Raw genomic sequence first — 23,703 nt, 5'->3', positions numbered from 1 at the left:
TCACCCCGCGCAGTGCCGCGCTCGGATCTCATCGGGGAGCTGGTCGGCGTGGCCATCGACGTCGGGTCCGAGTCCCAGACCGGGACCGAGTGGCCCGCGAACCTCGACGTCGGCGCGCTGCTGGAGGAGGGCTGGCGGCCGACGGCGTTCCGGCAGTTCATCGTCAAGGTGCACGGCCACTGCAACCTGGCGTGTGACTACTGCTACCTGTACGAGATGGCCGACCAGGGCTGGCGCACCCGGCCGCGCCGGATGTCCCGGCCGGTGGTGGAGCGCACCGCCGCCCGCATCGCCGAGCACATCCGCGACCACGGCCTGACCTCGGTCGACATCATCCTGCACGGCGGCGAGCCGCTGCTGGCGGGCGTGGACCACCTGCGCCACACCCTGGCGACGCTGCGCGCGGCGGTCCCCGGCGGCGTCGAGTGCGCGCTGCGGATCCAGACCAACGGCACCCTGCTGGACACGCCGTTCCTGGAGCTGCTGGCGGAGTTCGACGTGCGGGTCGGCGTCAGCCTCGACGGCGACGAGGCCGGGCACGACCGGCACCGCCGCCGCAAGGGCGGCCGGGGCAGCCACGCCGACGTGCGGGCCGGGCTGGAACGGCTGACCGCGCCCCGCTACCGGCACCTGTTCGGCGGCCTGCTGTGCACGATCGACCTGCGCAACGACCCGGTCGCCACCTACGAGGCGCTGCTGGCGTTCGACCCGCCCATGGTGGACTTCCACCTGCCGCACGGCACCTGGGACACCCCGCCGCCGGGCCGCCTCCCCGGCGATCCGGCCAGCCCCTACGGCGACTGGCTGGCGGCGGTGTTCGACCGCTGGTACCGCGCGCCGGTCCGCGAGACCCGCGTCCGGATGTTCGGCGAGATCATCCGGCTGCTGCTGGGCCGTCCCTCGCGCACCGAGTCGGTCGGGCTGTCGCCCGCCGCGATGGTGGTGGTGGAGACCGACGGGTCGCTGGAGCAGGTGGACTCGCTCAAGGCCGCCTACGACGGGGCCGCCGCGACGCCGCTGCACGTGCTGCGCGACGCGTTCGACGCCGCGCTGCTGCTGCCGCCGGTCGTCGCCCGGCAGATCGGCGTGCGCGCCCTGTCGGAACGCTGCACGGCCTGCGCGCTGCACCCGGTGTGCGGCGGCGGTCTCTACCCGCACCGGCACCGGGCGGGCAGCGGCTTCCGCAACCCGTCGGTGTACTGCCCCGACCTCTACCGGCTGATCACCCACATCCACGCGGCCGTGGCCCGCGACGTGGCCGCGCTGCGGAAAGGCGGGCGATGACGTCGCTCCACCCGGCATCCGCGCGCACGGTGCCCGACGAGATCCTGCGCGCGCTCGCGGCGGGCTCCGGCGGGCCCGCCGCCCTCGACCTGCTGAACGCCGTCCAGTACGGCAAGCACCTGCTGCTGGTCCGCCACGTCCGCGGCCTGGCCCCGCGCACCGCGCCCGCCTACGACCTCCTCAAGGAGGTCCAGAAGAACGACCGGGACGCCGCCGACCGCGTGCTGCGGTACCCGACCGTCGGGGTGTGGGCGTGGCGCACCGCCCGGGCCCTGGAGAACGACCGCCCCGACGACCCCCGGGCCGCCGGGATGGCCGCGCTCGCGGCCGCCGCCGCGGTCCGCGCCCGGTTCCCGGCCGAGATCGAGGTGCCGGTGCGGGACGGCGCGGTGACGCTGCCGTCGCTGGGGCGCGCGCTGCTGCCCGGCGCGACCACGGCGCGGGTGCGGGTCGACCCGCGCGGCGCGACGGTGAGCGGCGGCGACGTCTCCGTCGCCGTCCCGGCCGACCCGCACCGCGACGCGCCCGGCTGGCACGCGCTGCGCCGGCTGACCGCCGAGAGCGGGGGCCGCCGCCTGGACCTGCTGCTGGACGACCACGACCCGTACCGGATGCCCGGCACCGCCCGCCGCGACGACCGGCTGTCGGAGCCGGAGGCGGAACGTTGGCGGACCACCCTGCGCGGAGCGTGGGAACTGCTGGTTCCCCGACACTGGACGATCTGCGCGGAGACCGCGGCGCTCGTGCGCACCCTCAGCCCGATCCCGGTGCCGCCGGGAGGGCGGTCCAGCGCGACCACCCAGCACGCGTTCGGCGCGATCGCGCTGTCGACGCCGCCGCACCGTCACTTCTTCGCGGTCACGTTCGCGCACGAGGTGCAGCACGTCAAGCTGACCGGCCTGCTGGACGCGGTGCGGCTGACGCTGCCCGACGACGGGTCCCGCTACCGCGCCCCGTGGCGCGACGACCCACGCCCGGTCGCGGGCCTGCTCCAGGGCGCGTACGCCCACCTGGGCATCGCCGGTTTCTGGCGCAGGCAGCGGCAGCACGAGAGCGGCGACCTGGCGACCCACGCGCACGCCAGCTTCGCCCGATGGCGCGACGCCGCCCTGTGGGTGTGCCGCACCCTGTCCGCCACCGACGGGCTCACACCACGGGGCCGGGAGTTCGTGGCGGGCATGACCCGCACCCTGGAGGACTGGGCGACCGAGCCGGTACCACCCGCCGCGCTGGCCGAGGCCCACGCGGCCGAGGCCCACCACCTGGCGGCCTGGAAGGACCGCAACGGCCCCCTCCCGCCCCTCCAGCGAACGCTCTAGCCCTCTCCGGCGGATGCCCTAGATCGACGGCGGGTCGAAGTCGCAGTCCAGGTGGCGTCCCTCCAGGAAGACCTCGGCGTCCCGGTGCTCGGTGGTCAGCGTCCGCGCGTACCGGTCGAGGGTGTCGGCGTGCAGCGACTCGGCCTCGTCCTTCAGCCCGTACGCCAGCAGGTTGACCGACAGGTTCGCCGCGCTCGCCAGCGTCGTCGGATGGTCCGGCCCGAGCACCGCGCGCAGCCGCCGCAGCGTGCCGCGGCCGAGCCGGGCGGCCGACTCCAGCTCGCCCAGCGTGGCCAGGTCGGTGGTCAGGTTCACGGCGACGGTGAGGCTGTAGTGGTGGTCGCGGCCGAGCTTGGCCTCCAGACCCGCCAGCGCCCGCTCGTTCACACGGCGGGCCGCCTCCGGGTCGCCCAGCACGCGGTGCAGGACCGCGACGTTGGCGGCGCACCCGTGGAAGAAGGGGTGCCGTTCACCGTACATCCGCTGGTAGCGGTCCATGGTGTCGCGGACCAGGGTCAGCGCGTCCTGCGGGCGGCCCATGGTGCGCATGACGTTGGACAGGTTGACGGCGGAGGCGAGGGTGTCGGGGTTGTCCAGCCCGAACTGCCGGACACAGCGGCCGTGGACGTCCTCGGCCAGCTCCAGGGCGTCGTCGACCTCTCCGGCCCGCAGCCGGGCGATGGCCAGGTCCCGGGCGGCGCGCAGGGCCCACGGGTGGTCGGTGCCCATCTGCCTGGCGAAGGAGTACACGTCGGTGCCCACGTCGCCCGCCGAGACGTAGTCGCCGCACAGCCGGACCGAGCGGGCCAGGCCGTTCCAGAAGACCACCCGGGTGACCGGGGGGATGTCGGGGTCGAGCCCCAGCAGTCGTTCGAACGCCTCCTCCTGCAACTCCCTCGACCGGGGGTAGTGGCTGGTGAGGGCGTAGTCGAGGGCCAGGCTGTTCATCGCCCGCAGTGTGCGCAGGTTGTCGGCGCCCAGCACCTGCCGGTGCAGATCCAGCGACCGTTCGTCGTGCTCGCGCGCCTCCACGAAGTCGCCACGCGCCCGTAGGTCGGCTCCGATGCTGTTCTGCAGGGTCAGCGTGTACTCGTGTTCGGGGCCGACCGTCGCGTGCAACTGCTCCAGCGTGCTGACGTCGAGCTGGTAGGCGTCCTCGTACTGGCCCATCTCGCGACGCAGGTTGCCCTGAACGCTCCGGGCCCTGAGCACGTCCAGATCCGGCGGGCCGGTGTTGTCCCGCGTCCACGTCCTGATCACCGTGTCGACGTACCGGTTGGCCGACCGGTAGCTGCCCGAGCTGGACAGGTAGCTCAGCGCGTCCAGCACGAACGCCCGCACCTTCGGGACGTCGCTCTCCAGGGCCCGGGAGGGGAGGACGTGGGCCAGCAGTTCGGAGTAGCGTGGCCAGTTCTCCGCGTTGAAGGGGTCCTTCGGGGCGAACGCGGCCAGCAGCGCGTGCACCTCGGCGCGGATGAGGGCCCGTTGTTCGTCCGGCGATTCCTCGCGCAGCAGCGCCTGGATCAGCCGGTGCACCTGGATGTTGCGGCCCTCGTCGATCCGCACGAGGGCGTAGCGCCCCAGTTCGCTGATGGCCTTGCTGAGCCCGAGCGGGGTGTTCAGCAGCGCGCGCAGCTCCGGCCGCACGGCCGGGTCGTCGGTCCGGGCGAACACCTGGCGCGGAATCGGCTCCGGTCCGAAGAAGGCGCAGCAGCGCAGCAGTTCCATCGCCTCGGGGCGGCGCTGCCGCAGGTTCGACACCGACAGCGTCCACGCCGCCGTCATCGACAGCGGGTACTCGCTGGGCTTGCCCTCGTCGAGGACCTGGCCGGTGTGCTCCTCCAGCAGCCGCAGGTACTCCTCCGCCGACATGCCGGTCTCGGCCTGCAACGCCCCGGCCTGCTCCAGCGCCAGCGGCAGGTCGCCCAGCGCCTCGGCGAGCCGGTCGGCGTCCCGCCCGGTGAGCCCCCGGCGCACCCGCTTGAGCAGGAACGCCACACTCTCCTCCCGGGAGAACACGTCCACCGGCAGCGTCTCCACGACGCTGTCCCAGCGGTGGTTGCGCGAGGTGACCAGCACATGGCCGGGGCCGCCGCGCGGCAGGATGTCGTTGATCTCCTCGGGCTCGTCGGCGTTGTCGAAGATCAGCAGCCAGCGGTCGTAGGGCTCGCCACGGCGCAGCGCGTTCAGCACCCGGTCGGCGGCCTCCTCGACGCCGCGCGTGGCCGGGTCCGGCACGTCCAGGTCGGGCGCCTCCAAGGCGAGCTGGGCCAGCGTCGAGCGCGCCAGCCCGGGCTGCTCGGCGGGGATCCACCACACCAGGTCGTACTCGGAGCGGTAGCGGTAGGTGTACTCGACCGCCAGCTGGGTCTTGCCGACCCCGCCCAGGCCGTGCAGCGCGTGCGGGACAACGGCGGTGACCTGGTCGCCTCCGCCACCGGTGATCGCCGACCGTAGCCGCGTCAGCAGTTCCTCTCGGCCGGTGAAGTTCTTGTTCTTCGGTGGCACCCGGCCCCAGATCCTGGGGACCGCCGAGGAACGCCGTGCTGTCGGTTCCGCACTCGTCACGCGACCCGCCTCCCGGTACCGGCGTGATATCAATCGCCAGGGTAAAGACAATAAGCGTTCTTTCGGACCTCGGACAGGCCGCTTTGCCACTCCCGAATTCCGGCTGCTTTTCCGGCCATTTCCGGGCCACCGAATATTGGAATGGCGGTCACGCTATTGCCAGCGGCGGCACCGGCACGCGACCATCGAAGGCAGATGACGGCGCACGAGGAGCGCGTATGCCAGAGCAGACCGCCGTACCGGCCACCGGCCTTGTCGACATCTCCGGCCTCTCCCTCCACGACCTGGACGATCTTGACGACGGCGTCATCGCGCGGGCGTTGCGCGAGGTGCTCGACCCGTCCCCCGGCGAGACGGAGGTGACCTCAAGTTTCGAGAGCTCGTAACGGGTCCGTGCGCCGACGGCCGGAACCGGTCGGATGGCGGGTCGCGGCACGGCCGAACGGCGGGAGCCGTATCATCGCAGAACCAGGGGAACGCGCCGGGGGCGTTCGCGGAATACAGTCCTGCGCCGATTCCCGCCCCTTTGAACGACACCATTCCCGGTGACCGAGAGCCGTCCCCATGACAGCACCCTCTCCCCCTTCCTCGCGACATTCCGGACCGTTCGTCGGGCCGCGCCCCTTCGACGTGCACGAGCAGGGGATGTTCTTCGGCCGCCGCGACGCGATCGAAGAGGTGGCCCGACTGTGGCGCTCCCACCGGCTCACCGTCCTGCACGGCGACACCGGGACCGGCAAGACCTCGCTGCTGCGCGCCGGGCTCGTTCCCGCGCTGCGCGCCGAGGGCGCCCACGTGCTGCCCCCCGGTGAGTCCACCGCCGCTGATCCCGTCGCCGCGCTCCCCCGGACCAACCCCTACCTGCTCACCTTGTTGCAGTCCTGGGCGCCCGAGGAGTCGCCCGCGCGGCTGGCGGCCACGTCCCTGGCCGGGTTCCTGCGCCACCACGAGCGGGCCGACCGGCGCGGTACGGCGCAGCCCACGCTGGCGGCCATCGACCAGGCCGAACGGATCGGCCGGGGCGACGGGCCGCTGCGCCGACACCGGAGACTCTTCCTGGAGGAGCTGTGCGCGGCGCTGCTCCAGCGGCCCCGGACCCATCTGCTGGTGGTGGTGCGGACCGACGAGTTGGACGCGGTGCTGCGCGTGGCCAAACGGCTGGAGGAGGTCGAGTACGCGCGATTCGCGCTGGGACCGCTGCGGCCCGACGCCGCCCGGGAGGTGGTACGGGGGTCGCTGCGCGGGGCCGGGCGGCGGTTCGACGTGCCGTGGATGTCCGAGCTGCTGGAGCGGCTGGGCGACGACGTCGACCCCGTCCTGTTGCAGACGGTGTGCGCCGGGCTGTGGAACCCCCACGACCCACCCACCGCGCCTGAACTGTCCGCCGAGTCGAGGCGGGCGCTGCGCGCGTTCGGCGAACGGGCGCTGGCCGACGTCGCCGCCGAGCACGACGTGGAACGCCGCGACCTGGCCGACTGGCTGCACCGGCCGGAAGGCGGAGGGCGGGGGGCCGTCACCGAGGCGGTGCTGCACGCGTTGGAGGACCGGCACCTGCTGGTCCGGTGGACGGAGGACCGCGCACGCCCCTACCGGCTGCGGCATCCACTGCTGGAGGACGCGCTGCGGCCGTTGGACCCCGACCGGTGGCCACGGGCCGCCCCCACCGCCGAGGGCATGGTGGACGCCGCCGCCGCCACGTTCGTCACCGGCGACTTCGGCCAAGCCGAACGGCTCGCGCTGGGCGCCACGAAACTGCCCGCCACGCTCCCCCGCACCCCCGCCGACGCCGAGCTGCTGCTCGGCGGGATCGCCCTGCTCCGGCGGCGGCCGGACGACGCCAAGCAGCACTACGAGGCCGCCTCCCTGCTGTTCGACCGGATCCGCGACCGGTCCAGGGCGGTGCTGCTGCTGGCCGCGCGCGGCTGGGTCGCCCTCGACGCCGGAGACCCGCACGAGGCCGTGCGGTGGCTGGAGCACGCGATCCACCGCGACCCCAACAACCCGGCCGTGCAGACCTGGCTGGGCATCGCCCTCAGGCAGGCGGGGCTGCGCACCCAGGCGGTGAGCCTGCTGGACAAGGCCGTGCGGCGCGCCGACGACCCGTTGGTGCCGCAGCGGGCGCTGGCCGCCACGCTCGCCGACAGCGACGACCGGACGTTCGCCGAACGCGCCCTGCGCGAGTACTCGCAGACCAGGTCCGGGCCGTTCGCCCCCGCCGACGAGGCCACCCGGGCGCTGGCGCAGGCCACCCTCGGCGACGTCGAGGCCGCGCGGCGCGGCGTGCGCGCGGCGGTGGCCCGGGACCCCAGGAGCGGCGCGGTGCTGCTGACCGGCGCCCGCGCCCTGCTGCGGCTGGGCGAGCCGGAACGCGCCGCCGGGCTGGCGCGGCAGGCGCTGACGGCCGACGACCCGCCGCTGCCACCGCACCAGCGGCCCGACGCCGAGCGCGTGGTGGAGATGGCCGACCAGCGGAGGGAACGCCGGTGGCGACGGCACTGATCGCGGCGGCCGCCGCCCTGCTGGGCGTCCTGATCACCGGGGTCGTGACGGTCCTGACCACCCGGCAGAACCTGGCCGCCGAGCAAGCCCGCGCCGAACGGCAGCGGGCCGCCGAGGCCGCGCAGCGCGCCGCCGACGAGGAGCGGGCCCGGCGGGAGCGGCTGGAGGAGGTCACCGAACAGGCGCGGGCGGCGGTGCTGGAGTTCGGCGTGACCGCGCGGCTCATCCTGGAGGCGCGCCGCCCCCACCCCATCGCCGTCGCCGACGAGTCAGCCGGTGACCTGCTGAAACGCGCCCGCGCGCAGTACACCGAGACGCTGAAGGCGCTGGCCCGGCTGCGTCCGCTGTGCCCGGTCGAAGCCCGCGCGGAACTCGACGCCCTGAACGACGCCGTCAGCCGGACGTTCAGTCACGTGCAGCCGGGAGCGGCCCAGGACGCGACGGCAGAGGAGACCCAGCGGCGGATCCTGGAGGGCTGGCGGTCGGTGTCCGACGTCGTGTTGCCCGGGCCGTCGCCGCTCGTTCCCGCGCCGCGTTCCGAAGAGCCCCCCAACGGTCCCCGACCGCGTCGCGCGCGTCCAGCGCGGTCCGCAGAGTGAGCAGCAGCGCCAGCGTGCCGACCACCACCGCGACGATCGCCGGGACCTGCCGCAGCCCCTCGGAGGTGACCAGGTAGCCGCTGAACATCGCGCCCAGCGGCACCGCGCCGCCGGTGAAGAACCGGTTGGCGCTGGTCACCCGGCCGAGCACGCCGGGCGAGACCGCGGTGGCCTGGTAGACGCCGAGGGCCACGTTCAGGTGCGCCCCCACGAACCCGATGCAGCCCGAGGCCAGCGGGAGCGCCGTCAGCAGCAGCCCCGAGGAGACGGCCCCGGCGAGCGCCAGTCCGGCGGTCAGCAGCGCCCACGCCCACACACACCCCAGGACCAGGCGGGTGGGACGGACCCGCCGCCCCGCCCGGGACGCGACGGACGCGCCCACCAGCCCGCCCAGCCCGGACGCCGCGCACAGCAGCCCGACCACGACGCCGGGCAGGTGGCGTTCGCGTCCCAGGAAGAGCAACAGCAGGGGCAGGCTCTGGAAGAAGAAGTTGGTCACGGTGCACACCGCCAGCACCCGCCGCAGGAGCCGGTCGCCCCACAGGTGCCCGAACCCCTCGCCCAGATCGTGGACCAGGTCACCGAAGCGCGCCGGGACGGCCCGTGCGGGGCGCGGCGTCCGGCCCCGCATCCGGAGCAGCATCACGACGGCGGTCAGCGCGCTGGCGATGTCGGCCAGCGAGGGCAGGCCGTGCCCCAGCCCGAACAGCAGGCCGCCACCGGACCGCCCCGCCATCTCGGCCGCGTGCAGCCGGGTCTCGTTGCGGCCGATGGCGCGCGGCAGGCGGTCGGGCTCGACCAGGGCGGGCACGACGGCGGTCTCGGCGGTGGTGTAGAAGGTGGTGCAGGCCCCCTGGACCGCGGCGCAGACCGCGATCAGCCACGGGGAGGCGTCCAGCAGCAGCACCGCGCCCAGCAGCAGCACGATCGCGGCGATCCGGGCGAGCTGGCTGCCGATCATCACCCGGCGGCGGTCCCACCGGTCGACCAGGACGCCCGCCGGGAGCAGCAGCGCGATGCGCGGTAGCGTCCCGCAGGCGGTGACCCAGCCGGCCAGCACCGGCGACCCGGTCAGCGCCAGCGCCAGCAGGGGCCCGGCCAGCGCGGCGTTGGCGGCCCCGAACTGGGAGACGGCCGTGCCGCGCCACAGCAGCGTGAAGTCACGCGGCCACGGTGCCCCCCGCGCCTCCGCCGACGGTGCGCGGAGGGTACTGTCGGTCACCCTCTCCCTCTCCCCCAGAGCAGCTGGTGACCGGGCTCCGGCGGTGAGAAAAGGCCGACGCCCTTGAGGAACGCGGGCCAGCCTAGCCATCACACCCCACCGGGACCCGGAAATCGCGAAGATCGCTTCGCCGAAATCCGCCTACCCGGCCTCCGGTGCGGAAAAGATCAGCAACGGCTAGATCTACGGCAAGGTCCGTCGGTTCGCGTGGCATACCCGTTGGACCGCCCGCGGGCCGCCCGCGTTCTGTGGTTCATCTCGCCGCGAAACCGGGAACTCAGCCGACCTCGACGCGCGCGATCTCCTGAACCGCCTCGTCGGTCATCGCAACGCTCCTCGGCTCGAACGAGCCCTTCCCACAGACCGTGCCCGTGGCCTTCTTCCCGGGCGCGAGGGTGGTGGTGGGCACCCGATCCTCGTACGCACCGAGCGCGTCGCCGCCCTGGTGCTTCTTCCCCTTACTGTCGGTGATCGAGAAGTAGAGGGGGCTCACGGTGACGTTCCGCCTGCCCTGGTTGGTCACGGTGACCTTCACACAGGACAACGGCGCACCTGCGTTCAACACCGTCTCCCGGGCCTTGGTCTTCTCGGCGGCGAGCTTCACGACGGCCCTCTCCTCCCGGGCGGTCCCGCTGGCCGCGCCATCCCCGCCGGCGGACGGAGCGGCGGGCGGAACGCGGGCGGGCTCGTCCTCGCCCCCGCAGGCGGTCGCGAGGACGAACACGGCGACGAGGGGGATCACGAAACGCTTGATCACGGGCGCTCCCGGTGCTGGGGGTGGCATGGGTGTGACGCGCGCACCAAGGATCCCGTTCACCGGTGACGGCCATATGGAATCACACCGTTGGGACGTGTCAGCGACCATCACTGGCGCCACTCTTCGCAAGAGTTGCTTTCTGGCCTACCGTCGAGCAGTGACCAACGATGGCTCGACGTCCGCGGAGTCGACGACTCCTCCTGTTGGGCAACCCGCTTCCGACCCTCGGCTCATCGTGGCCTACGACGAGGCGCTCCGTGTGCTGACCCTGCAGATCAACACGTTGGACGGCCTGCGAACCCGCGCAACGCTGCTCACCGCCGGCGCGGCGCTGGTCACCTCCTTCTTCGGAGGCTTCGCCCTGCAGCGGCACCAAGATCTTGGATGGTGGGCCGTGGTGGGTATGGTCGCCCTCGCCGTCGTCCTGGTGAGCGCCCTGGCCATCGTCGCTCCACGACGCGGCTGGGATTTCGTCGTTCAACCGGGCGTTCTGTTGCAGGCCATCGATGACGGTCGTGACGTCAACGCCATCTACCGCACGCTCATACAGGATTTCGGTGCGTGGTCCCGCGCCAACCAGTTCAAGATCCGCCGACTGCAGTGGTGGCTCGTGGTCGGCATGGTCTTCATGTTCGTCGAGCTGCTGGCATGGGTCGGTCAGTTCTGGACCCTGACCAGGGCGTGAGCCGACGCCCGCGCCCGGTCATGCCGGAGGGTGGCCCGGTGGGGTGAGGGCCGGACGGGCCGCTCGCCCCCGCCGGGATCGTGCGTCGTGGTTCAGCCCTTGACCAGGGTCGCCAGGCATTCCACGTGCTGGGTCATGGGGAAGGCGTCGAAGGCCCGCAGGCTCTCCAGGGTCCAGCCCCGCTCGCTGAAGTAGCCCAGGTCCCGGGCCAGGGTGGCCGGGTCGCAGGAGACGTAGGCGATCTTGCGGGTGGCCAGGCGGGCGATCTGGCCGACCACCTCGCGGCCCGCGCCCGCGCGGGGCGGGTCCAGGACGACGATGTCGGCGCCGCGCACGCGGGAGCCGCCGCGGTGGCCGGTGCCCCGCTTGTTCTGGGAACGGGTCGAGGGCTCGTCGGCGCGGCCGAACTCCAGGCCCTTGATCACCTCGTCGACGGAGCCGCGCTCGACCGAGACCTGGGGCAGGTCGCGCAGGTTGAACTTGGCGTCGCGGACCGCCTGGGCGTCGGACTCGACGGCGACCACCAGGCCGTCGCGGCCGACCTTCTCGCCGAGGACGCCCGCGAACAGGCCGACGCCGCAGTACAGGTCGAGGGCGATGTCGCCGGGGCGGGGCTCCAGGGCCTCGACCACCGCGTCGGCGAGCAGCTGGGCCGCGCCGGGGTGGACCTGCCAGAAGCCGCTGCCGGACACCTGGTAGAGGCGGCCGGAGACCTGCTCGCGCACGTACGGCAGGGACTGGCCGGGCTCGGGCTTGCCGCGCACCAGGCGGACCGGGACGTCCAGCCGGGGGACGCGGGCCTTCTTGTTGCCGCGCAGCACCACCAGCCGGTCTCCGGTCGCGCCGGAGACCACGCCCTCCACGGAGGTCGCGCCGGGCCAGCGCTTGCGCTCGATGCCCATCAGCTCCACGCCGGGGTGGGCGATGAGGCACTCGTCGATCGGCTCGAGGTCGTGGGAGCGGTGCTTGCGCAGCCCCACCACGCCGTCCTGCACGGCGAACTGCACGCGGGTGCGCCAGCCCAGGCCGGGCGGCGGCACCACCTCGTCGTCGACCGGGTAGGGCACCTCCTCCACGGTGACGGTGCGGGTGATGCCCCCCACGCGCTGGAGCTGCTCCTCGACCACGGCGGCCTTCATCCGGCGCTGGGCGGGCAGGGAGGCGTGCTGCCAGTCGCAGCCGCCGCAGCGGCCGGGGCCCGCGAACGGGCACGGCGGCTCCACCCGGTCCGGGGACGCCTCCAGGACCTCCACCGCGTCGGCGCGCAGGAAGTTGCGGGCGCGGTCGGTGATGCGGGCGCGGACCCGTTCGCCGGGCAGGGCGTGCCGGACGAAGATCACCCGGCCCTCGTGCCGGGCCACGCAGAATCCGCCGTTGGCGACGTTGCCGACTTCGAGTTCGAGCAGTTCGGGTCCGAGATCAGTCACGTTCCGAAACGATACCGCCACCACCGACCGCGCTGTCCTGCTCCGGGCCGGTCACGCGGGGCGGGCGGCGGGCGGCGCCCGGGCCGGGCGGCTCCATGCGGCCCTTCAGCCGGTCGGAGGAGTGCAGCTGCCAGGGGACGCTGGTGACCATGACGCCCGGCTGGAACAGCAGGCGGCCCTTCAGCCGCAGGGCGCTCTGGTTGTGCAGCAGCTGCTCCCACCAGCGGCCGACGACGTACTCGGGGATGAACACGGTGACCACGTCGCGGGGGCTGCGGCGGCGCACCGACTTGACGTAGTCCAGCACCGGGCGGGTGATCTCCCGGTACGGCGAGTCGAGGATCTTCAGCGGGACGGGCAGGTCGTGGACGTCCCACTCGTCCTGGAGGCGGCGGGCCTCCTCGGCGTCGACCGCGACCGTCACGGCCTCCAGGGTGGAGGGGCGGGTGGCGCGGGCGTAGGCCAGCGCCCGCAGCGTCGGCTTGTGGATCTTGGAGACCAGCACGATCGCGTGGTTGCGGGCGGGCAGCGCCACGTCCTCGCCGGTCGGGACCAGCTCCGCGGCGACCCGGTCGTAGTGCCGCCGGATGCTCTTCATCAGCAGGAACAGGACCGGCATGGCGATGCACACGATGTAGGCGCCGTGCGTGAACTTGGTGATCAGCACGATGACCAGCACCGTCCCGGTCATGAACAGGCCGAACGCGTTGATCGAGCGGGCCCGGTGCATCTCGCGGCGCGCGGCCGGGTCGTTCTCGGTGCGCAGCCGCCGGTTCCAGTGCCGCACCATGCCGGTCTGGCTGACGGTGAACGACACGAACACGCCCACGATGTACAGCTGGATCAGCTTGGACACGTCGGCCCCGTAGGCGTAGATCAGCAGGCCCGCCATGGTGGCGAGGATGATGATGCCGTTGCTGAACGCCAGCCGGTCGCCGCGGGTGTGCAGCTGGCGCGGCAGGTAGCGGTTCTGCGCCAGCACCGAGCCGAGGACGGGGAAGCCGTTGTAGGCGGTGTTGGCGGCCAGCACCAGGATCAGCGCCGTCATCAGCGTCACGAACCCGAACATCGGCGTGAAGTTGCTGAACACCGTGTGCGCGACCTGCGCGACCACCGGGTCCTGCTCGGAGACGTCCCGGCCGGTCGCGGGGTCGACCAGGCGGCTGCCGTGGGTGGGGTCGGCGAACTTGGCGTCGGTGAGGTAGGCCAGCGCGGTGACGCCGCAGAACATCGTCATCGCCAGCACGCCCAGCAGCAGCAGGGTGGTGGCGGCGTTCTGCCCCTTGGGCTTCTTGAACGCGGGCACGCCGTTGCTGATCGCCTCGACGCCGGTGAGCGCCGCGCAGCCGGAGGCGAACGCCCGCATCAGCAGGAACGCCAGGGCGATCCCGCCGACGCCGACCTGCTCGCCGCGCACCTCCAGGCCGGCGGTGGGGGCCTTGAGGTCGGCGCCGAGCGCCAGCCGGGTGAACCCCCACAGCAGCATCGACAGGATGCCGAACATGAACAGGTAGGTGGGGACGGCGAAGGCGATCCCGGACTCCTTGAGCCCGCGCAGGTTCAGCACCGTCAGGATCGTCACCAGGATCAGCGCGGAGGCGACCTTGTGCTCCCCGACGAACCCGGCGAACGCCCCCAGGTTGTCCACCGCCGACGACACCGACACCGCGACCGTCAGCACGTAGTCCACCAGCAGCGCGCTGGCGACGACCACGCCCCAGTTCGACCCCAGGTTGACGGTGGCGACCTCGAAGTCGCCGCCGCCGCTGGTGTAGGCCCGGACGTTCTGCCGGTAGGACGCCACGACCGTCAGGAGGATCACCACCACGGCCGCCGCGACCCACGGCGTGTAGCTGTAGGCCGCCAGCCCGGCGATGCCCAGGGTGATCAGGATCTCCTGCGGGGCGTACGCCACCGACGACAGCGCGTCACTGGCGAACACCGGGAGGGCGATGCGCTTGGGCAGCAGTTGCTCGTGCTGCTGGGCGCTGCGCAGGGCGCGTCCGAGCAGCAGCCGCTTGACGAGGTCCGAGGCCTTCGACACGCAACGAGACTCTAGCCTCTGACATCGACGTCTGATTTACGCCCCCCGTCCGGGCGCGCCGCGCCCGGCGGGCTGGCCGGGGCCGCGCTTGGGTAGTAACCGACCTGGGCGGGTGTGTAGTTTTGCAGCCCGGCGAGGATCTTTCGACGTCGACTGATCGCCGGGTACCGGGGAAGGAACGGCCGTGCATATCGTGATCATGGGGTGCGGGCGGGTCGGGTCGACCCTCGCCCACATCCTGGAGGACAAGGGTCACTCGGTGGCCATCATCGACCAGAGCCCCGAGGCCTTCCGACGGCTGCGCAGCGGGTTCCGGGGCCGTCGCATCACCGGGTTCGGGTTCGACCGGGACGTGATCGCCGAGGCCGGGATCGAGCAGGCCTCCGCGTTCGTGGCCGTGTCCAGCGGCGACAACTCCAACATCATCTCGGCCCGGGTGGCGCGCGAGACGTTCGGCGTGGACAACGTCGTGGCCCGCATCTACGACCCCCGCCGCGCCGAGGTCTACCAGCGGCTGGGCATACCGACGGTGGCGACGGTGCGGTGGACCGCCGACCAGATCCTGCGGCGGCTGCTGCCGGAGGGCGCCGAGCCGCTGTGGCGGGACCCGACGGGCCAGGTCGTGCTGGCCGAGCTGGACACCGGGGCGCAGTGGGTCGGGGAGAAGGTCACCGCGCTGGAGGAGGCGGCCCGCACGCGCGTGGCGTTCCTGACGCGGATGGGCGAGGCGCTGGTGCCGGACGCCGACACCGTCGTGCAGGACGGCGACATCGTGCACATCATGGCCCGCGCCGACGACCTGGACCGGATCAACGCGGCCGTCGCCGCGCGGCTGGAGGGGGACCACTGATGCGCGTCGCGATCGCCGGGGCCGGGGCGGTGGGCCGCTCCATCGCCCAGGAACTGCTGGAGAACGGCCACGAGGTCCTGCTCATCGACAAGAGCCCCAAGGCCATCAAGGTCGAGATGGTGCCGCGCGCCGAGTGGCTGCTGGCCGACGCCTGCGAGATCGCCTCGCTGGACGACGCCGCGCTGGAGCGCTGCCAGGTCGTGGTCGCCTCGACCGGCGACGACAAGGCCAACCTGGTGGTGTCGCTGCTCGCCAAGACCGAGTACGGGGTGCCGCGCGTGGTGGCCCGCATCAACCACCCCAAGAACGAGTGGCTGTTCAACGAGTCGTGGGGCGTGGACGTCGCCGTCTCCACCCCGCGCCTGCTGTCGGCCCTGGTCGAGGAGGCGGTCAGCGTCGGCGACCTGGTGCGGCTGATGACGTTCCGCCAGGGCGAGGCGAACCTGGTGGAGCTGACGCTCCCCGAGGACGCCCCGCTGGGCGGCGAGCGCGTCGGGTCGGTGAGCTGGCCGCGCGACACGGCCCTGGTGGCGATCCTGCGCGAGGGCCGGGTGCTGGTGCCGCAGCCGGACGACACGCTGGAGCCGGGCGACGAGCTGATGTTCGTGGCCAGCCAGGACGTGGAGGACGAGCTGGCGGCGCTGCTGGGCGCCCGCTGACGGAGGCGGCGCGGCCGGGCCCCGGACGGGGCCCGGCCGCGCCGGTCGTCGAGGGGGCCGGTCGTTACGCGGCCTTCTCCGGCCGGAGCGGGGTGCGGCCCCGGGCCAGCAGCCCGACCATCGCGGCCAGCGCCGCGACCTGGAGCGGCCAGCCCATGATGATCTTGGCGGTGCCCAGCAGCGCGCTCTGGTCGCCGTCGGCCAGCCAGATGGGGTACTGCACCGCCACCCGCAGCAGGCAGGGGGCCAGCAGCAGCCAGGTCAGCCGCGAGCACAGCTTCACGATGCCGGGGTCGGCGCGCCAGGCGGTCGGGTCGCCGGTGACCGACCCGATGATGAACCCGACGACGGGCCAGCGCACCACGATCGACAGCAGCATCCCGGCGGCGTAGGCGGCGTTGAGGATGATGCCGGGCAGGAACGCGTTCTCGGCCTTGCCCGACTGGACCGCGAAGAACGCCGCGATGGCGATGCCGAACAGGCTGTTCAGCACGAACTGCACGCTGCTCTTCTGGACCAGCCGCACCACCACCAGCACCGCCGCGACTGCCACGCCGACGATCGCCGAGAGCTTCACCTCGTGGGTGGTCACGAAGGTGGCGGTGAACCCGATGGTGGGGACGGCCGCCTCGGCCATGCCGCGCACCCCGCCCAGCGCCTTGCTGAGCTGCGCGCGCACCGCCGCCTCGACGGTGTCGTGCGCGTTCTTCGGCGCGGCGTCCTCGCCGGTGGCGGTGGGCGTCGTGTCAGAGGTCACGGACCGTTGTCCTCGCTGTCGTCGAGCCCGGCGGTCAGGAGCCGCCGCGCAGTTCGTACCGGGGATTGAACATGACCTTGCGCCCGTCCTGCAGGCTCACCAGGCCCTCGGCGCGCAGCCGACGGCCCGGGTCGATCCCGGCGATCTTGCGGCGGCCCAGCCAGACCAGGTTGATCACGTCGGTGCCGTCGTAGAGCTCGGCCTCCAGTGCCGGGGCGCCGCCGCGGGGACGCAGGGTCACGGTCCGTAGCGTACCCGCGACGCAGTGCCTTTTGCGGGCGGCGCACGCGGTGATGGGGGTGGCCTCCTCGGCCCGGGTGGACTGCTGGAGCTCCTCGGCCTCCATCTCGGCCTTGCTCGACGTCATGCGCCGCAGGAAGCGCCGCAACCCGCCGCGCTCCTGCCCGGTGGCCGTCGTCCGTCCGGCCGGTACCTCGTCCATGATTCGAACTTTAAAGCATGACCGGACGAAACGGACCGTCCGGACGGCGGAGTCGCGGCCCCTTCCCGGGGACTAGGGCTCGAACCGGTAGCCCATCCCCGGCTCGGTGATCAGATGGCGCGGGCGGGCCGGGTCCGGCTCCAGCTTGCGGCGCAGCTGGGCCAGGTAGACGCGCAGGTAGTTGGTCTCCTTCTCGTAGGCGGGACCCCACACCTCGCGCAGCAGCTGCCTCTGCCCGACCAGGCGGCCCGCGTCGCGCACCAGGACCTCCAGGATGTGCCACTCGGTCGGCGTGAGGCGGACGTCCGCGCCGTCCCGGCGGACCTTCTTGGCGGCCAGGTCCACCGTGAACGCCTCGGTGCTCACCACCGCCGCCTCCTCGGCGGGCGCGGCGCGGCGCACGGCGGCGCGCAGCCGGGCCAGCAGCTCGTCCATCCCGAACGGCTTGGTCACGTAGTCGTCGGCGCCCTCGTCCAGGGCCCGCACCTTCTCGGCGGAGGCGTGCCGCGCCGACAGCACGATGATCGGGACGGTCAGCCAGCCCCGCAGCCCCCGGATCACCTCGGTGCCGTCCATGTCGGGCAGGCCCAGGTCCAGCAGGATCACGTCGGGGTGGCGGCGGGCCGCCAGGTCCAGGGCGGCGCGGCCGTCGGGGGCGGCGTCCACCTCGTAGCCCCGCGCCCTGAGGTTGATGCGCAGGGCGCGGACGATCTGCGGCTCGTCCTCCACCACCAGCACGCGGGTCACGCGCTCTCCTTCCCGTCGCCGATCCCGTCGCCGACCTCGTCCCCGGCCCGGTCACCGGCCCGGTCACCGGCCTGGTCGCCGGTCGCGGGCCGCAGGGTGAAGACCATGGTCAGTCCCCCGCCCGGGGTGTCCTCGGGGTGCAGGTCGCCGCCGATCGCCTCGGTAAAGCCGCGCGCCACGGCCAGCCCGAGCCCCACCCCGGTGCCCCGGGGCGCGTCGCCGAGCCGCTGGAACGGCGCGAACATCACGTTCTTCACGTTATCGGGCACCCCCGGGCCCCGGTCGGCCACCCGCAGCTCGACGCGGCCCCCGCCGCATCCGGGGCCGCCGGGCAGGGCGCTGGCGGTGACCAGCACCGGGGTGTCGGGGGCGTGCCGGACGGCGTTCTCGACGACGTTGGCGACGGCGCGCTCCAGCAGGCCGGGGTCGGCGAGGACCGGCGGCAGGTCCTCGGGGACCTCGATCCGCACGCTGCCGTCCGGAACGCCCGCCAGCGCCACCGGCAGCAGCTCCTCCACCGCCACCGCGCGGACCAGCGGGGTGACCACGCCGGTCCGCAGGCGGGTCATGTCGAGCAGGTTGCCGATCAGGCCGTCCAGGCGGTCGGCGGACTCCTCGATCGACGCCAGCAGCTCGGCCTCGTCCTCGGGGTCCCAGGTCACGTCGGTGGCGCGCAGGCCGCTCACCCCCGCCTTGATCGAGGCGAGCGGGGTGCGCAGGTCGTGCGAGACGGCCGCCAGCAGCGCGGTGCGGATCGTGTCGCCCTCGGCCAGCCGGCGCGCCGCGGCGGCCTCCTCGGCCAGCCGCCGCCACTCCAGCACCGCCTCGGCCTGGGAGGCGAACGCCGACAGCACGCGCCGGTCGGCGGCGGGCAGCACCCGCCCGCACAGCGCCAGCACCGAGCGCTCCCCCGCGCGGGCGGTGACCTCGGCGGCGCCGGGCGTGGCCGGCGGGTCCTCGCCGGTGGAGCCGACCGGGCGCCAGCCGTCGTCGGCGCGTTCCAGCAGGGCCACGGCGCGGACCCCGAACGTCTCGCGGACCCGTTCCAGCAGCGCGGGCAGCGCCTGCTCGCCGCGCAGCACGCTGGTGGCGAGCAGGCCGAGGGTGGCGGACTCGGCGGCGCTGCGGGCGGCCTGCCGGGACCGCCGGGCCGCCAGGTCCACCACCGACGACACCGCCACCGCGACCGCCACGAACACCGCCAGCGCCAGCGCGTTGCGCGGCTCGGCGATGGTGAGGGTGCGCACCGGCGGGGTGAAGAACCAGTTGAGCAGCAGGAAGCCCACCACCGCCGCCGCCACGGCGGGCCACAGCCCGCCCACCAGCGCCACCCCCACCGTCAGGCCGAGGAACAGCGGCACGTCGGCGCCGAGGCCCGGCTGCGGGACGGCGTGCAGCCCGAGCGTCAGCAGCACCGGCCCCAGCAGCGCCAGCGCCCAGCCGCAGGCGCGGCGGCGGCGCGACAGCGGGCTGCCCGCCACGTGGACCAGGCCACGCCCCCGGCCGACCCGCTCGTGGGTGACCAGGTGGACGTCGACGTCGCCGGACTCGCGCGCCACCGTCGCCCCGACGCCCGGCCCCAGCGCGAACTGCCAGCCCCGGCGGCGGCTGGAGCCCAGCACGAGCTGGGTGCCGTTGACGCCGCGCACGAACTCCAGCAGCGCGGTCGCCACGTCGTCGCCGACCACCTGGTGGAACGTGCCGCCCAGGTCCTCGGTGAGCCGCCGCTGCCGGGCCAGCTCGCGCGGCGAGGCGCCCTCGGCCAGCCCGTCGCTGCGCGCCACGTGCACCGCCAGCAGGTCCGCGCCCCGCGCGCGGGCGGCGATCCGGGCGGCCCGGCGGATCAGCGTCTCCCCCTCGGGGCCGCCGGTGAGGCCGACGACGACGCGTTCGCGGGCCTCCCACCGGCGGGTGATGCCGTGCTGGTCGCGGTAGCGGGCCAGGCCCTCGTCCACCCGGTCGGCCAGCCACAGCAGCGCCAGCTCGCGCAGCGCGGCGAGGTTCCCCTCGCGGAAGTAGTGGGCGAGCGCGGCGTCGATCCGCTCGGGGGCGTAGACGTTGCCGTGCGCCATCCGGCGGCGCAGCGCCTGCGGGGTCATGTCGATCAGCTCGATCTGGTCGGCGCGGCGCACCACCGCGTCGGGCACGGTCTCGCGCTGCGGCACGCCGGTGATCTGCTCGACGACGTCGTTGAGGGACTCCAGGTGCTGGACGTTCAGGGTGGAGATCACGTCGATGCCCGCGTCGAGGATCTCCTCGACGTCCTGCCAGCGCTTGGCGTTGCGGGAGCCGGGGACGTTGGTGTGGGCCAGCTCGTCCACCAGCGCCACCTCCGGGCGGCGCGCGATGACGGCGTCCACGTCCAGCTCGGTGAAGGTCGCGCCCCGGTGCTCGGTGCCCCGGCGCGGAACGATCTCCAGCTTCCCGATCCGCTCGGCGGTGCGGGGACGGCCGTGCGTCTCGACCAGGCCGATCACCACGTCGGCGCCGCGTCCGAGACGGCGGTTGCCCTCGTCGAGCATCGCGTAGGTCTTGCCGACCCCCGGCGCGGCGCCCAGATAGACGCGCAACGTGCCGCGCACCCCCACGGCGGCCCCTTTCAGTGTCACGACACCAGGCGGAATACACCCAACCATCCCTTTCGGCCGGATCGGCCGGTAGCGGCGTCAAGACCGCGTCAAGATCCGTGCCCTCCGGCGGGGGCCGCGCCCGTTTCCCAATCGAGACCGGCGGACCGCGGCGGATCGCCGCCCCGGAACGCGATCAACGTCTACTTTTTCCCTGTGCCATCACTCTGCGTGAATACTCAGTCACAGAACGACCGCCGGGGCGCGCGATGCGGCTGATCGTCCCGCTGGCGGCCCTGGTGCCGGCGGTCCTGGCGTCGGCGGCGTGCGGCGGCGACGACCCCGTGCGGGAACGGCCCGCCGGGGCCGCCGGGCCCGCCACCCCGTCCGTCCCGCCCGCGATCACCGTCACCCCGGCCGACGGCACGGCCGCCGCGCGGCCCGACAGGGGGATCGTGGTGACGGCGCTGCGGGGGACGCTGACGCGGGTGGCGGCGAGGGCCGGCGGGCGGCCGGTCCCCGGGAGGCTGTCGGCCGACCGCCGCGTCTGGCGGTCGAGGTGGACGCTGCGGCCCGGCGCCGTCCACGCCGTGGCCGCGACCGGCACCGCCGGGAGCGCGACCGCGCGCTTCACCACGCTGCGGCCCGCGCAGACGTTCCGGATCGCCGACGTGACGCCCCTCCCCGGCGAGACGGTCGGGGTCGGGATGCCGCTGATCGTGACGTTCGACCGGCCGATCGCCGACCGGGCCGCCGTGGAACGCGCCCTGGAGGTGCGGATGAGCCGCCGGGTCGCCGGCGCGTGGCGGTGGAGCGACGCCCGCCAGGCGGTGTTCCGGCCGCGCCGGTACTGGCCCGCCGGGCAGCGCGTGACGCTGCTCGCGCACACCGCCGGGGTGCGGTCGGCGCCGGGGGTGTTCGGGGCCGCCGACCACGTCGCCGGGTTCCGGGTGGGGCCGTCCCGGATCAGCGTGGTGGACGTGCGGCGGCACCGGATGACGGTGCGGGTGAACGGCCGCCCGGTGCGCTCGGCCGGGATCAGCGCGGGCAAGGGCGGGACCCGCGCCTACACCACCACCAGCGGCGTCCACCTGACGATGGCCAAGGGCGATCCGGTGATCATGACGTCGGACTGGATGGGCGTCACCGACAGGAGGGACCCGCGCTACTACCGCAAGGAGGTCCGGCACGCGGTGCAGATCTCCGCCAGCGGCGAGTACGTCCACGCCGCGCCCTGGTCGGTGGCGCAGCAGGGGCGGGCCAACGTCAGCCACGGCTGCGTCAACGCCTCCCCCGAGTTCGCCCGGTGGTTCTACGACCAGACGCTGCGCGGCGACGTGGTCCTCATCACCGGCACCGACCGGCCGCTGGAGTGGAACAACGGCTGGGGCCACTGGCAGATCCCCTGGACGCGCTGGGTCATGGGAAGCGCGTTGAGGAAACCCGCGGCGGCCACCGAACGCGCCCGAACCTGAACCGGCCGGACGGCACGCACCGGCGGCGGCGGTCGGGAACGCGCCGCCCCCGCCACGCGTGAACATCTCCGCCGACCCGTGCGGCCGATCACCGCACGGACCCGCGCGACACACCGGACTCCGGCCGGGTCGCCAGGGCTTCCGCAACCGGAGCGCCGCCCCCACCCCGGCGGCCGGGGGGCATCGCGTCGGCCGGGGCGTTTACCGTCACAGCGCGGCGGCACCTGCGCGGACGCGCCGCAGGCCGGCTCGGCACCGGTCGGCGTCCAGGGTCGATCGCGTCCGCGCCGGAGAGGCGGCGGGGCCTCAGCCGGGCAGCAGCGCCGCGGCCGCCTCCGCCGCCAGGTCCTCCGCCGTGGCGGGGATCGCGCCCGTCGCGTGCAGGTGGCGGCGCACGATCGCGTAGGGGACGTCGACCACGGCCAGGGTCAGCCGCTCGTCGGCGCCGAGGGCGTCGGCGATCCGGGCGTTGTCGGCCTGGAGGCGGTCGCGGGCTTCGGCGGGCCAGCCGGGTTCACCGAAGCCCGCGCTGCCGTAGAGAAGGACGAGGGCCTCCTCGGGGTGGGCGCGGCTCCAGGCGACGACGTGGCGGGCGGCGTGCTCGGGGGAACGGCGCAGGGCGTCGAGGAATCCCTCCTGGAAGCGCTCCAGGGTCCGCAGCCACAACGCCGCCAGCAGGGCGGACGCGCTGGGGAAGCGGTGGTAGAGCGAGCCGCTCGGCGCTCCGGCGGCGCGCGCCACGGCGGCGACGGTGACGCCGCCGGGGCCGTGCGCGGCGGCCAGCGCGACGGCGGCGTCGAGGAGGGCGTCCTCGTCATGGCGGGGTGGTCGTCCCATGGCAGCCAAGGGTAGGGTCCCCGTTATTAGAGACTTCTCTCCAAAAGGGGGCGTCATGGGTCTGCCGCCCGGCCAGCGGGTCGCCGAGCACGTTCCGTTCGGGCTTCCGGAGTTCGCGGTGCGGCCCGAGGTGCCCGACCGGCCCGCCGTGACCGTCACGGGCCTGGTGCGGCGGCCCACCCAGCTCGCGGCCGCCGAGCTGGCCGGGCTCGCGGGCCGGGTGGAGCTCCGGGCCGGCCTGCACTGCGTCACCACCTGGAGCGCGCCGGACCTGTGCTGGTCGGGGGTGCCGTTCGCGGCGGTGCACGCCTTCCTCGCCGAACGCGTCGGGGTGCGCGGCGCGCGGTGGGTGACGTTCGGCGGGCTCGACGGGTACCGCTCGACGCTGGCGCTGGAGGACGCGCTCGCGCCGGGCGTGCTGCTGGCCGACCGGCTGGCGGGCGCGGGACTGGACCGCGACACCGGCGCGCCGATGCGGCTGGTCGCCCCGGCGCACTACGGCTACAAGAACGTCAAGCACGTCTGCCTGATCGAGTACCGCCGGGACTACGACGCCGGGCCGGCCGGCTGGAAGGGGCACCCGCGCGGGCGGGTCGCGCGGGAGGAGCGCAGCCGGTTCCTGCCCGGCCGGATGTGGCGGCCGGTCTGGCGGGCGCTGCTGCCCCGGGCACGCGCCGTCTACGAGGCCGGACGCGCCCGGGACTGACCGGCCACCGGCCCCGGCGGCGCCTCCCCTAGATGGTTGATTCCAGGAGGCGTTGTGGCGGTCAGTGATCGTAGGCGATCAAGGATCGCTTGACCGGCTGGTCGGTGTGGTCGTTGTGCCAGATGACCGCGGTCAGCGCCAACACCCGGCTGACCACCCGCACCAGCACCCCGGCCACGGTTCGGCCACCGTGGCGTTCCAGGTCCAACTGACCCTTGAACGTCTGGTTGATCGACTCGATCACCTGCCGCAGCGGCTT

At 73.9% G+C, this 23,703-nt stretch carries 19 protein-coding genes and 1 pseudogene; 9 read left to right on the top strand and 11 right to left on the bottom strand.

Features of this window, described 5'->3' with window-relative positions; all coding sequences use genetic code 11:
• Window positions 1–12: 12 nt before the first annotated feature.
• Both AKI01S_RS33975 and AKI01S_RS33970 read left to right on the top strand, forming a co-directional pair.
• Window positions 13–1,284: an FxsB family cyclophane-forming radical SAM/SPASM peptide maturase gene (locus tag AKI01S_RS33975; RefSeq protein ID WP_369688754.1), complete on the top strand. Its 1,272-nt coding sequence runs from the start codon at window positions 13–15 to the stop codon at window positions 1,282–1,284.
• On the top strand, window positions 1,281–2,603 hold the full coding sequence (locus AKI01S_RS33970; protein WP_067827076.1) for an HEXXH motif domain-containing protein: 1,323 nt from the start codon (window positions 1,281–1,283) through the stop codon (window positions 2,601–2,603). Before AKI01S_RS33975 ends, AKI01S_RS33970 begins: the two co-directional genes overlap by 4 nt.
• 18 nt (window positions 2,604–2,621) lie before the next feature.
• Here AKI01S_RS33970 and fxsT read toward each other — a convergent pair whose 3' ends face one another.
• Entirely contained in the window at window positions 2,622–5,111 is a 2,490-nt protein-coding gene (fxsT, locus tag AKI01S_RS33965) for an FxSxx-COOH system tetratricopeptide repeat protein (RefSeq protein WP_245681894.1), read from the bottom strand.
• A gap of 278 nt (window positions 5,112–5,389) precedes the next feature.
• Between fxsT and fxsA the strand changes: the two genes are divergently transcribed.
• Together fxsA and AKI01S_RS33955 are read left to right on the top strand one after the other, a co-directional pair.
• Window positions 5,390–5,557, top strand: a complete 168-nt coding sequence (fxsA, locus tag AKI01S_RS33960; RefSeq protein WP_067827072.1) for an FxSxx-COOH cyclophane-containing RiPP peptide — start codon at window positions 5,390–5,392, stop codon at window positions 5,555–5,557.
• Between the two features lie 178 nt (window positions 5,558–5,735).
• On the top strand, window positions 5,736–7,670 hold the full coding sequence (locus AKI01S_RS33955; protein WP_157420347.1) for a tetratricopeptide repeat protein: 1,935 nt from the start codon (window positions 5,736–5,738) through the stop codon (window positions 7,668–7,670).
• Window positions 7,671–8,075: 405 nt separating this feature from the next.
• Here the strand turns inward: AKI01S_RS33955 and AKI01S_RS33950 are convergent, their stop codons facing one another.
• Together AKI01S_RS33950 and AKI01S_RS33945 are read right to left on the bottom strand one after the other, a co-directional pair.
• Complete coding sequence (locus AKI01S_RS33950) at window positions 8,076–9,491, bottom strand: MFS transporter (RefSeq protein WP_067827064.1); 1,416 nt, start codon at window positions 9,489–9,491, stop codon at window positions 8,076–8,078.
• Window positions 9,492–9,768: 277 nt separating this feature from the next.
• A complete protein-coding gene (locus tag AKI01S_RS33945) occupies window positions 9,769–10,248 on the bottom strand; it encodes a DUF4352 domain-containing protein (protein ID WP_067827061.1) in 480 nt (159 codons plus the stop codon).
• Between the two features lie 235 nt (window positions 10,249–10,483).
• On the opposite strand from AKI01S_RS33945, the gene AKI01S_RS33940 reads away from it, so the two are divergent.
• The gene (locus tag AKI01S_RS33940) at window positions 10,484–10,933 is read left to right on the top strand and encodes a hypothetical protein (RefSeq protein WP_067827058.1); all 450 of its coding nucleotides are present in this window, start codon (window positions 10,484–10,486) and stop codon (window positions 10,931–10,933) included.
• A 92-nt stretch (window positions 10,934–11,025) separates the two neighbouring features.
• On the opposite strand, the gene AKI01S_RS33935 is transcribed toward AKI01S_RS33940, so the two are convergent.
• Together AKI01S_RS33935 and AKI01S_RS33930 are read right to left on the bottom strand one after the other, a co-directional pair.
• Window positions 11,026–12,360 (bottom strand): class I SAM-dependent RNA methyltransferase, encoded by a 1,335-nt coding sequence (locus AKI01S_RS33935; protein ID WP_067827055.1) that lies wholly within the window; start codon window positions 12,358–12,360, stop codon window positions 11,026–11,028.
• The gene (locus AKI01S_RS33930; RefSeq protein WP_067827052.1) at window positions 12,353–14,404 is read right to left on the bottom strand and encodes an APC family permease; all 2,052 of its coding nucleotides are present in this window, start codon (window positions 14,402–14,404) and stop codon (window positions 12,353–12,355) included. Before AKI01S_RS33930 ends, AKI01S_RS33935 begins: the two co-directional genes overlap by 8 nt.
• Window positions 14,405–14,588: 184 nt before the next feature.
• Between AKI01S_RS33930 and AKI01S_RS33925 the strand changes: the two genes are divergently transcribed.
• Both AKI01S_RS33925 and AKI01S_RS33920 read left to right on the top strand, forming a co-directional pair.
• Entirely contained in the window at window positions 14,589–15,254 is a 666-nt protein-coding gene (locus AKI01S_RS33925; protein ID WP_067827049.1) for a potassium channel family protein, read from the top strand.
• Window positions 15,254–15,913: a potassium channel family protein gene (locus AKI01S_RS33920; RefSeq protein WP_067827046.1), complete on the top strand. Its 660-nt coding sequence runs from the start codon at window positions 15,254–15,256 to the stop codon at window positions 15,911–15,913. The genes AKI01S_RS33925 and AKI01S_RS33920 overlap by 1 nt, the downstream gene beginning before the upstream one ends.
• Window positions 15,914–15,977: 64 nt before the next feature.
• Here the strand turns inward: AKI01S_RS33920 and AKI01S_RS33915 are convergent, their stop codons facing one another.
• The 4 genes from AKI01S_RS33915 to AKI01S_RS33900 all read right to left on the bottom strand — a co-directional run bounded on the left by AKI01S_RS33915 (window position 15,978) and on the right by AKI01S_RS33900 (window position 20,468).
• The gene (locus AKI01S_RS33915) at window positions 15,978–16,670 is read right to left on the bottom strand and encodes a DUF3159 domain-containing protein (protein ID WP_067827042.1); all 693 of its coding nucleotides are present in this window, start codon (window positions 16,668–16,670) and stop codon (window positions 15,978–15,980) included.
• Between the two features lie 34 nt (window positions 16,671–16,704).
• A complete protein-coding gene (locus tag AKI01S_RS33910; RefSeq protein ID WP_067827039.1) occupies window positions 16,705–17,112 on the bottom strand; it encodes an OB-fold nucleic acid binding domain-containing protein in 408 nt (135 codons plus the stop codon).
• A gap of 72 nt (window positions 17,113–17,184) precedes the next feature.
• Window positions 17,185–17,859: a response regulator gene (locus AKI01S_RS33905; protein WP_067827035.1), complete on the bottom strand. Its 675-nt coding sequence runs from the start codon at window positions 17,857–17,859 to the stop codon at window positions 17,185–17,187.
• Window positions 17,856–20,468, bottom strand: a complete 2,613-nt coding sequence (locus tag AKI01S_RS33900; protein WP_281186168.1) for a sensor histidine kinase — start codon at window positions 20,466–20,468, stop codon at window positions 17,856–17,858. Before AKI01S_RS33900 ends, AKI01S_RS33905 begins: the two co-directional genes overlap by 4 nt.
• Window positions 20,469–20,695: 227 nt before the next feature.
• Here AKI01S_RS33900 and AKI01S_RS33895 point away from each other — a divergent pair, with 227 nt between their 5' ends.
• Window positions 20,696–21,901, top strand: a complete 1,206-nt coding sequence (locus AKI01S_RS33895; protein WP_067827029.1) for a L,D-transpeptidase — start codon at window positions 20,696–20,698, stop codon at window positions 21,899–21,901.
• 306 nt (window positions 21,902–22,207) lie between these two features.
• Here the strand turns inward: AKI01S_RS33895 and AKI01S_RS33890 are convergent, their stop codons facing one another.
• Entirely contained in the window at window positions 22,208–22,738 is a 531-nt protein-coding gene (locus tag AKI01S_RS33890; protein WP_067827027.1) for a TetR family transcriptional regulator, read from the bottom strand.
• A 55-nt stretch (window positions 22,739–22,793) separates the two neighbouring features.
• Here AKI01S_RS33890 and AKI01S_RS33885 point away from each other — a divergent pair, with 55 nt between their 5' ends.
• On the top strand, window positions 22,794–23,444 hold the full coding sequence (locus tag AKI01S_RS33885; RefSeq protein ID WP_067827024.1) for a molybdopterin-dependent oxidoreductase: 651 nt from the start codon (window positions 22,794–22,796) through the stop codon (window positions 23,442–23,444).
• 61 nt (window positions 23,445–23,505) lie between these two features.
• On the opposite strand, the pseudogene AKI01S_RS33880 reads toward AKI01S_RS33885, so the two are convergent.
• A pseudogene (locus tag AKI01S_RS33880) lies at window positions 23,506–23,703 on the bottom strand (IS982 family transposase); the annotation flags it as partial.

Origin of the sequence: Actinomadura kijaniata NBRC 14229, assembly GCF_001552175.1 — a bacterium.
Lineage (GTDB): Bacteria > Actinomycetota > Actinomycetes > Streptosporangiales > Streptosporangiaceae > Spirillospora > Spirillospora kijaniata.
This window is presented reverse-complemented; position numbering and strand designations above follow the sequence as displayed.

Excerpts from the sequence above, each read along its gene's own strand:
- AKI01S_RS33970 (WP_067827076.1), top strand. The coding sequence starts at position 1,281 with ATGACGTCGCTCCACCCGGCATCCGCGCGCACGGTGCCCGACGAGATC.
- fxsA (WP_067827072.1), top strand. The coding sequence starts at position 5,390 with ATGCCAGAGCAGACCGCCGTACCGGCCACCGGCCTTGTCGACATCTCC.
- AKI01S_RS33955 (WP_157420347.1), top strand. The coding sequence starts at position 5,736 with ATGACAGCACCCTCTCCCCCTTCCTCGCGACATTCCGGACCGTTCGTC.
- AKI01S_RS33920 (WP_067827046.1), top strand. The coding sequence starts at position 15,254 with ATGCGCGTCGCGATCGCCGGGGCCGGGGCGGTGGGCCGCTCCATCGCC.
- AKI01S_RS33910 (WP_067827039.1), bottom strand. The coding sequence starts at position 17,112 with ATGGACGAGGTACCGGCCGGACGGACGACGGCCACCGGGCAGGAGCGC.
- AKI01S_RS33895 (WP_067827029.1), top strand. The coding sequence starts at position 20,696 with ATGCGGCTGATCGTCCCGCTGGCGGCCCTGGTGCCGGCGGTCCTGGCG.
- AKI01S_RS33890 (WP_067827027.1), bottom strand. The coding sequence starts at position 22,738 with ATGGGACGACCACCCCGCCATGACGAGGACGCCCTCCTCGACGCCGCC.
- AKI01S_RS33885 (WP_067827024.1), top strand. The coding sequence starts at position 22,794 with ATGGGTCTGCCGCCCGGCCAGCGGGTCGCCGAGCACGTTCCGTTCGGG.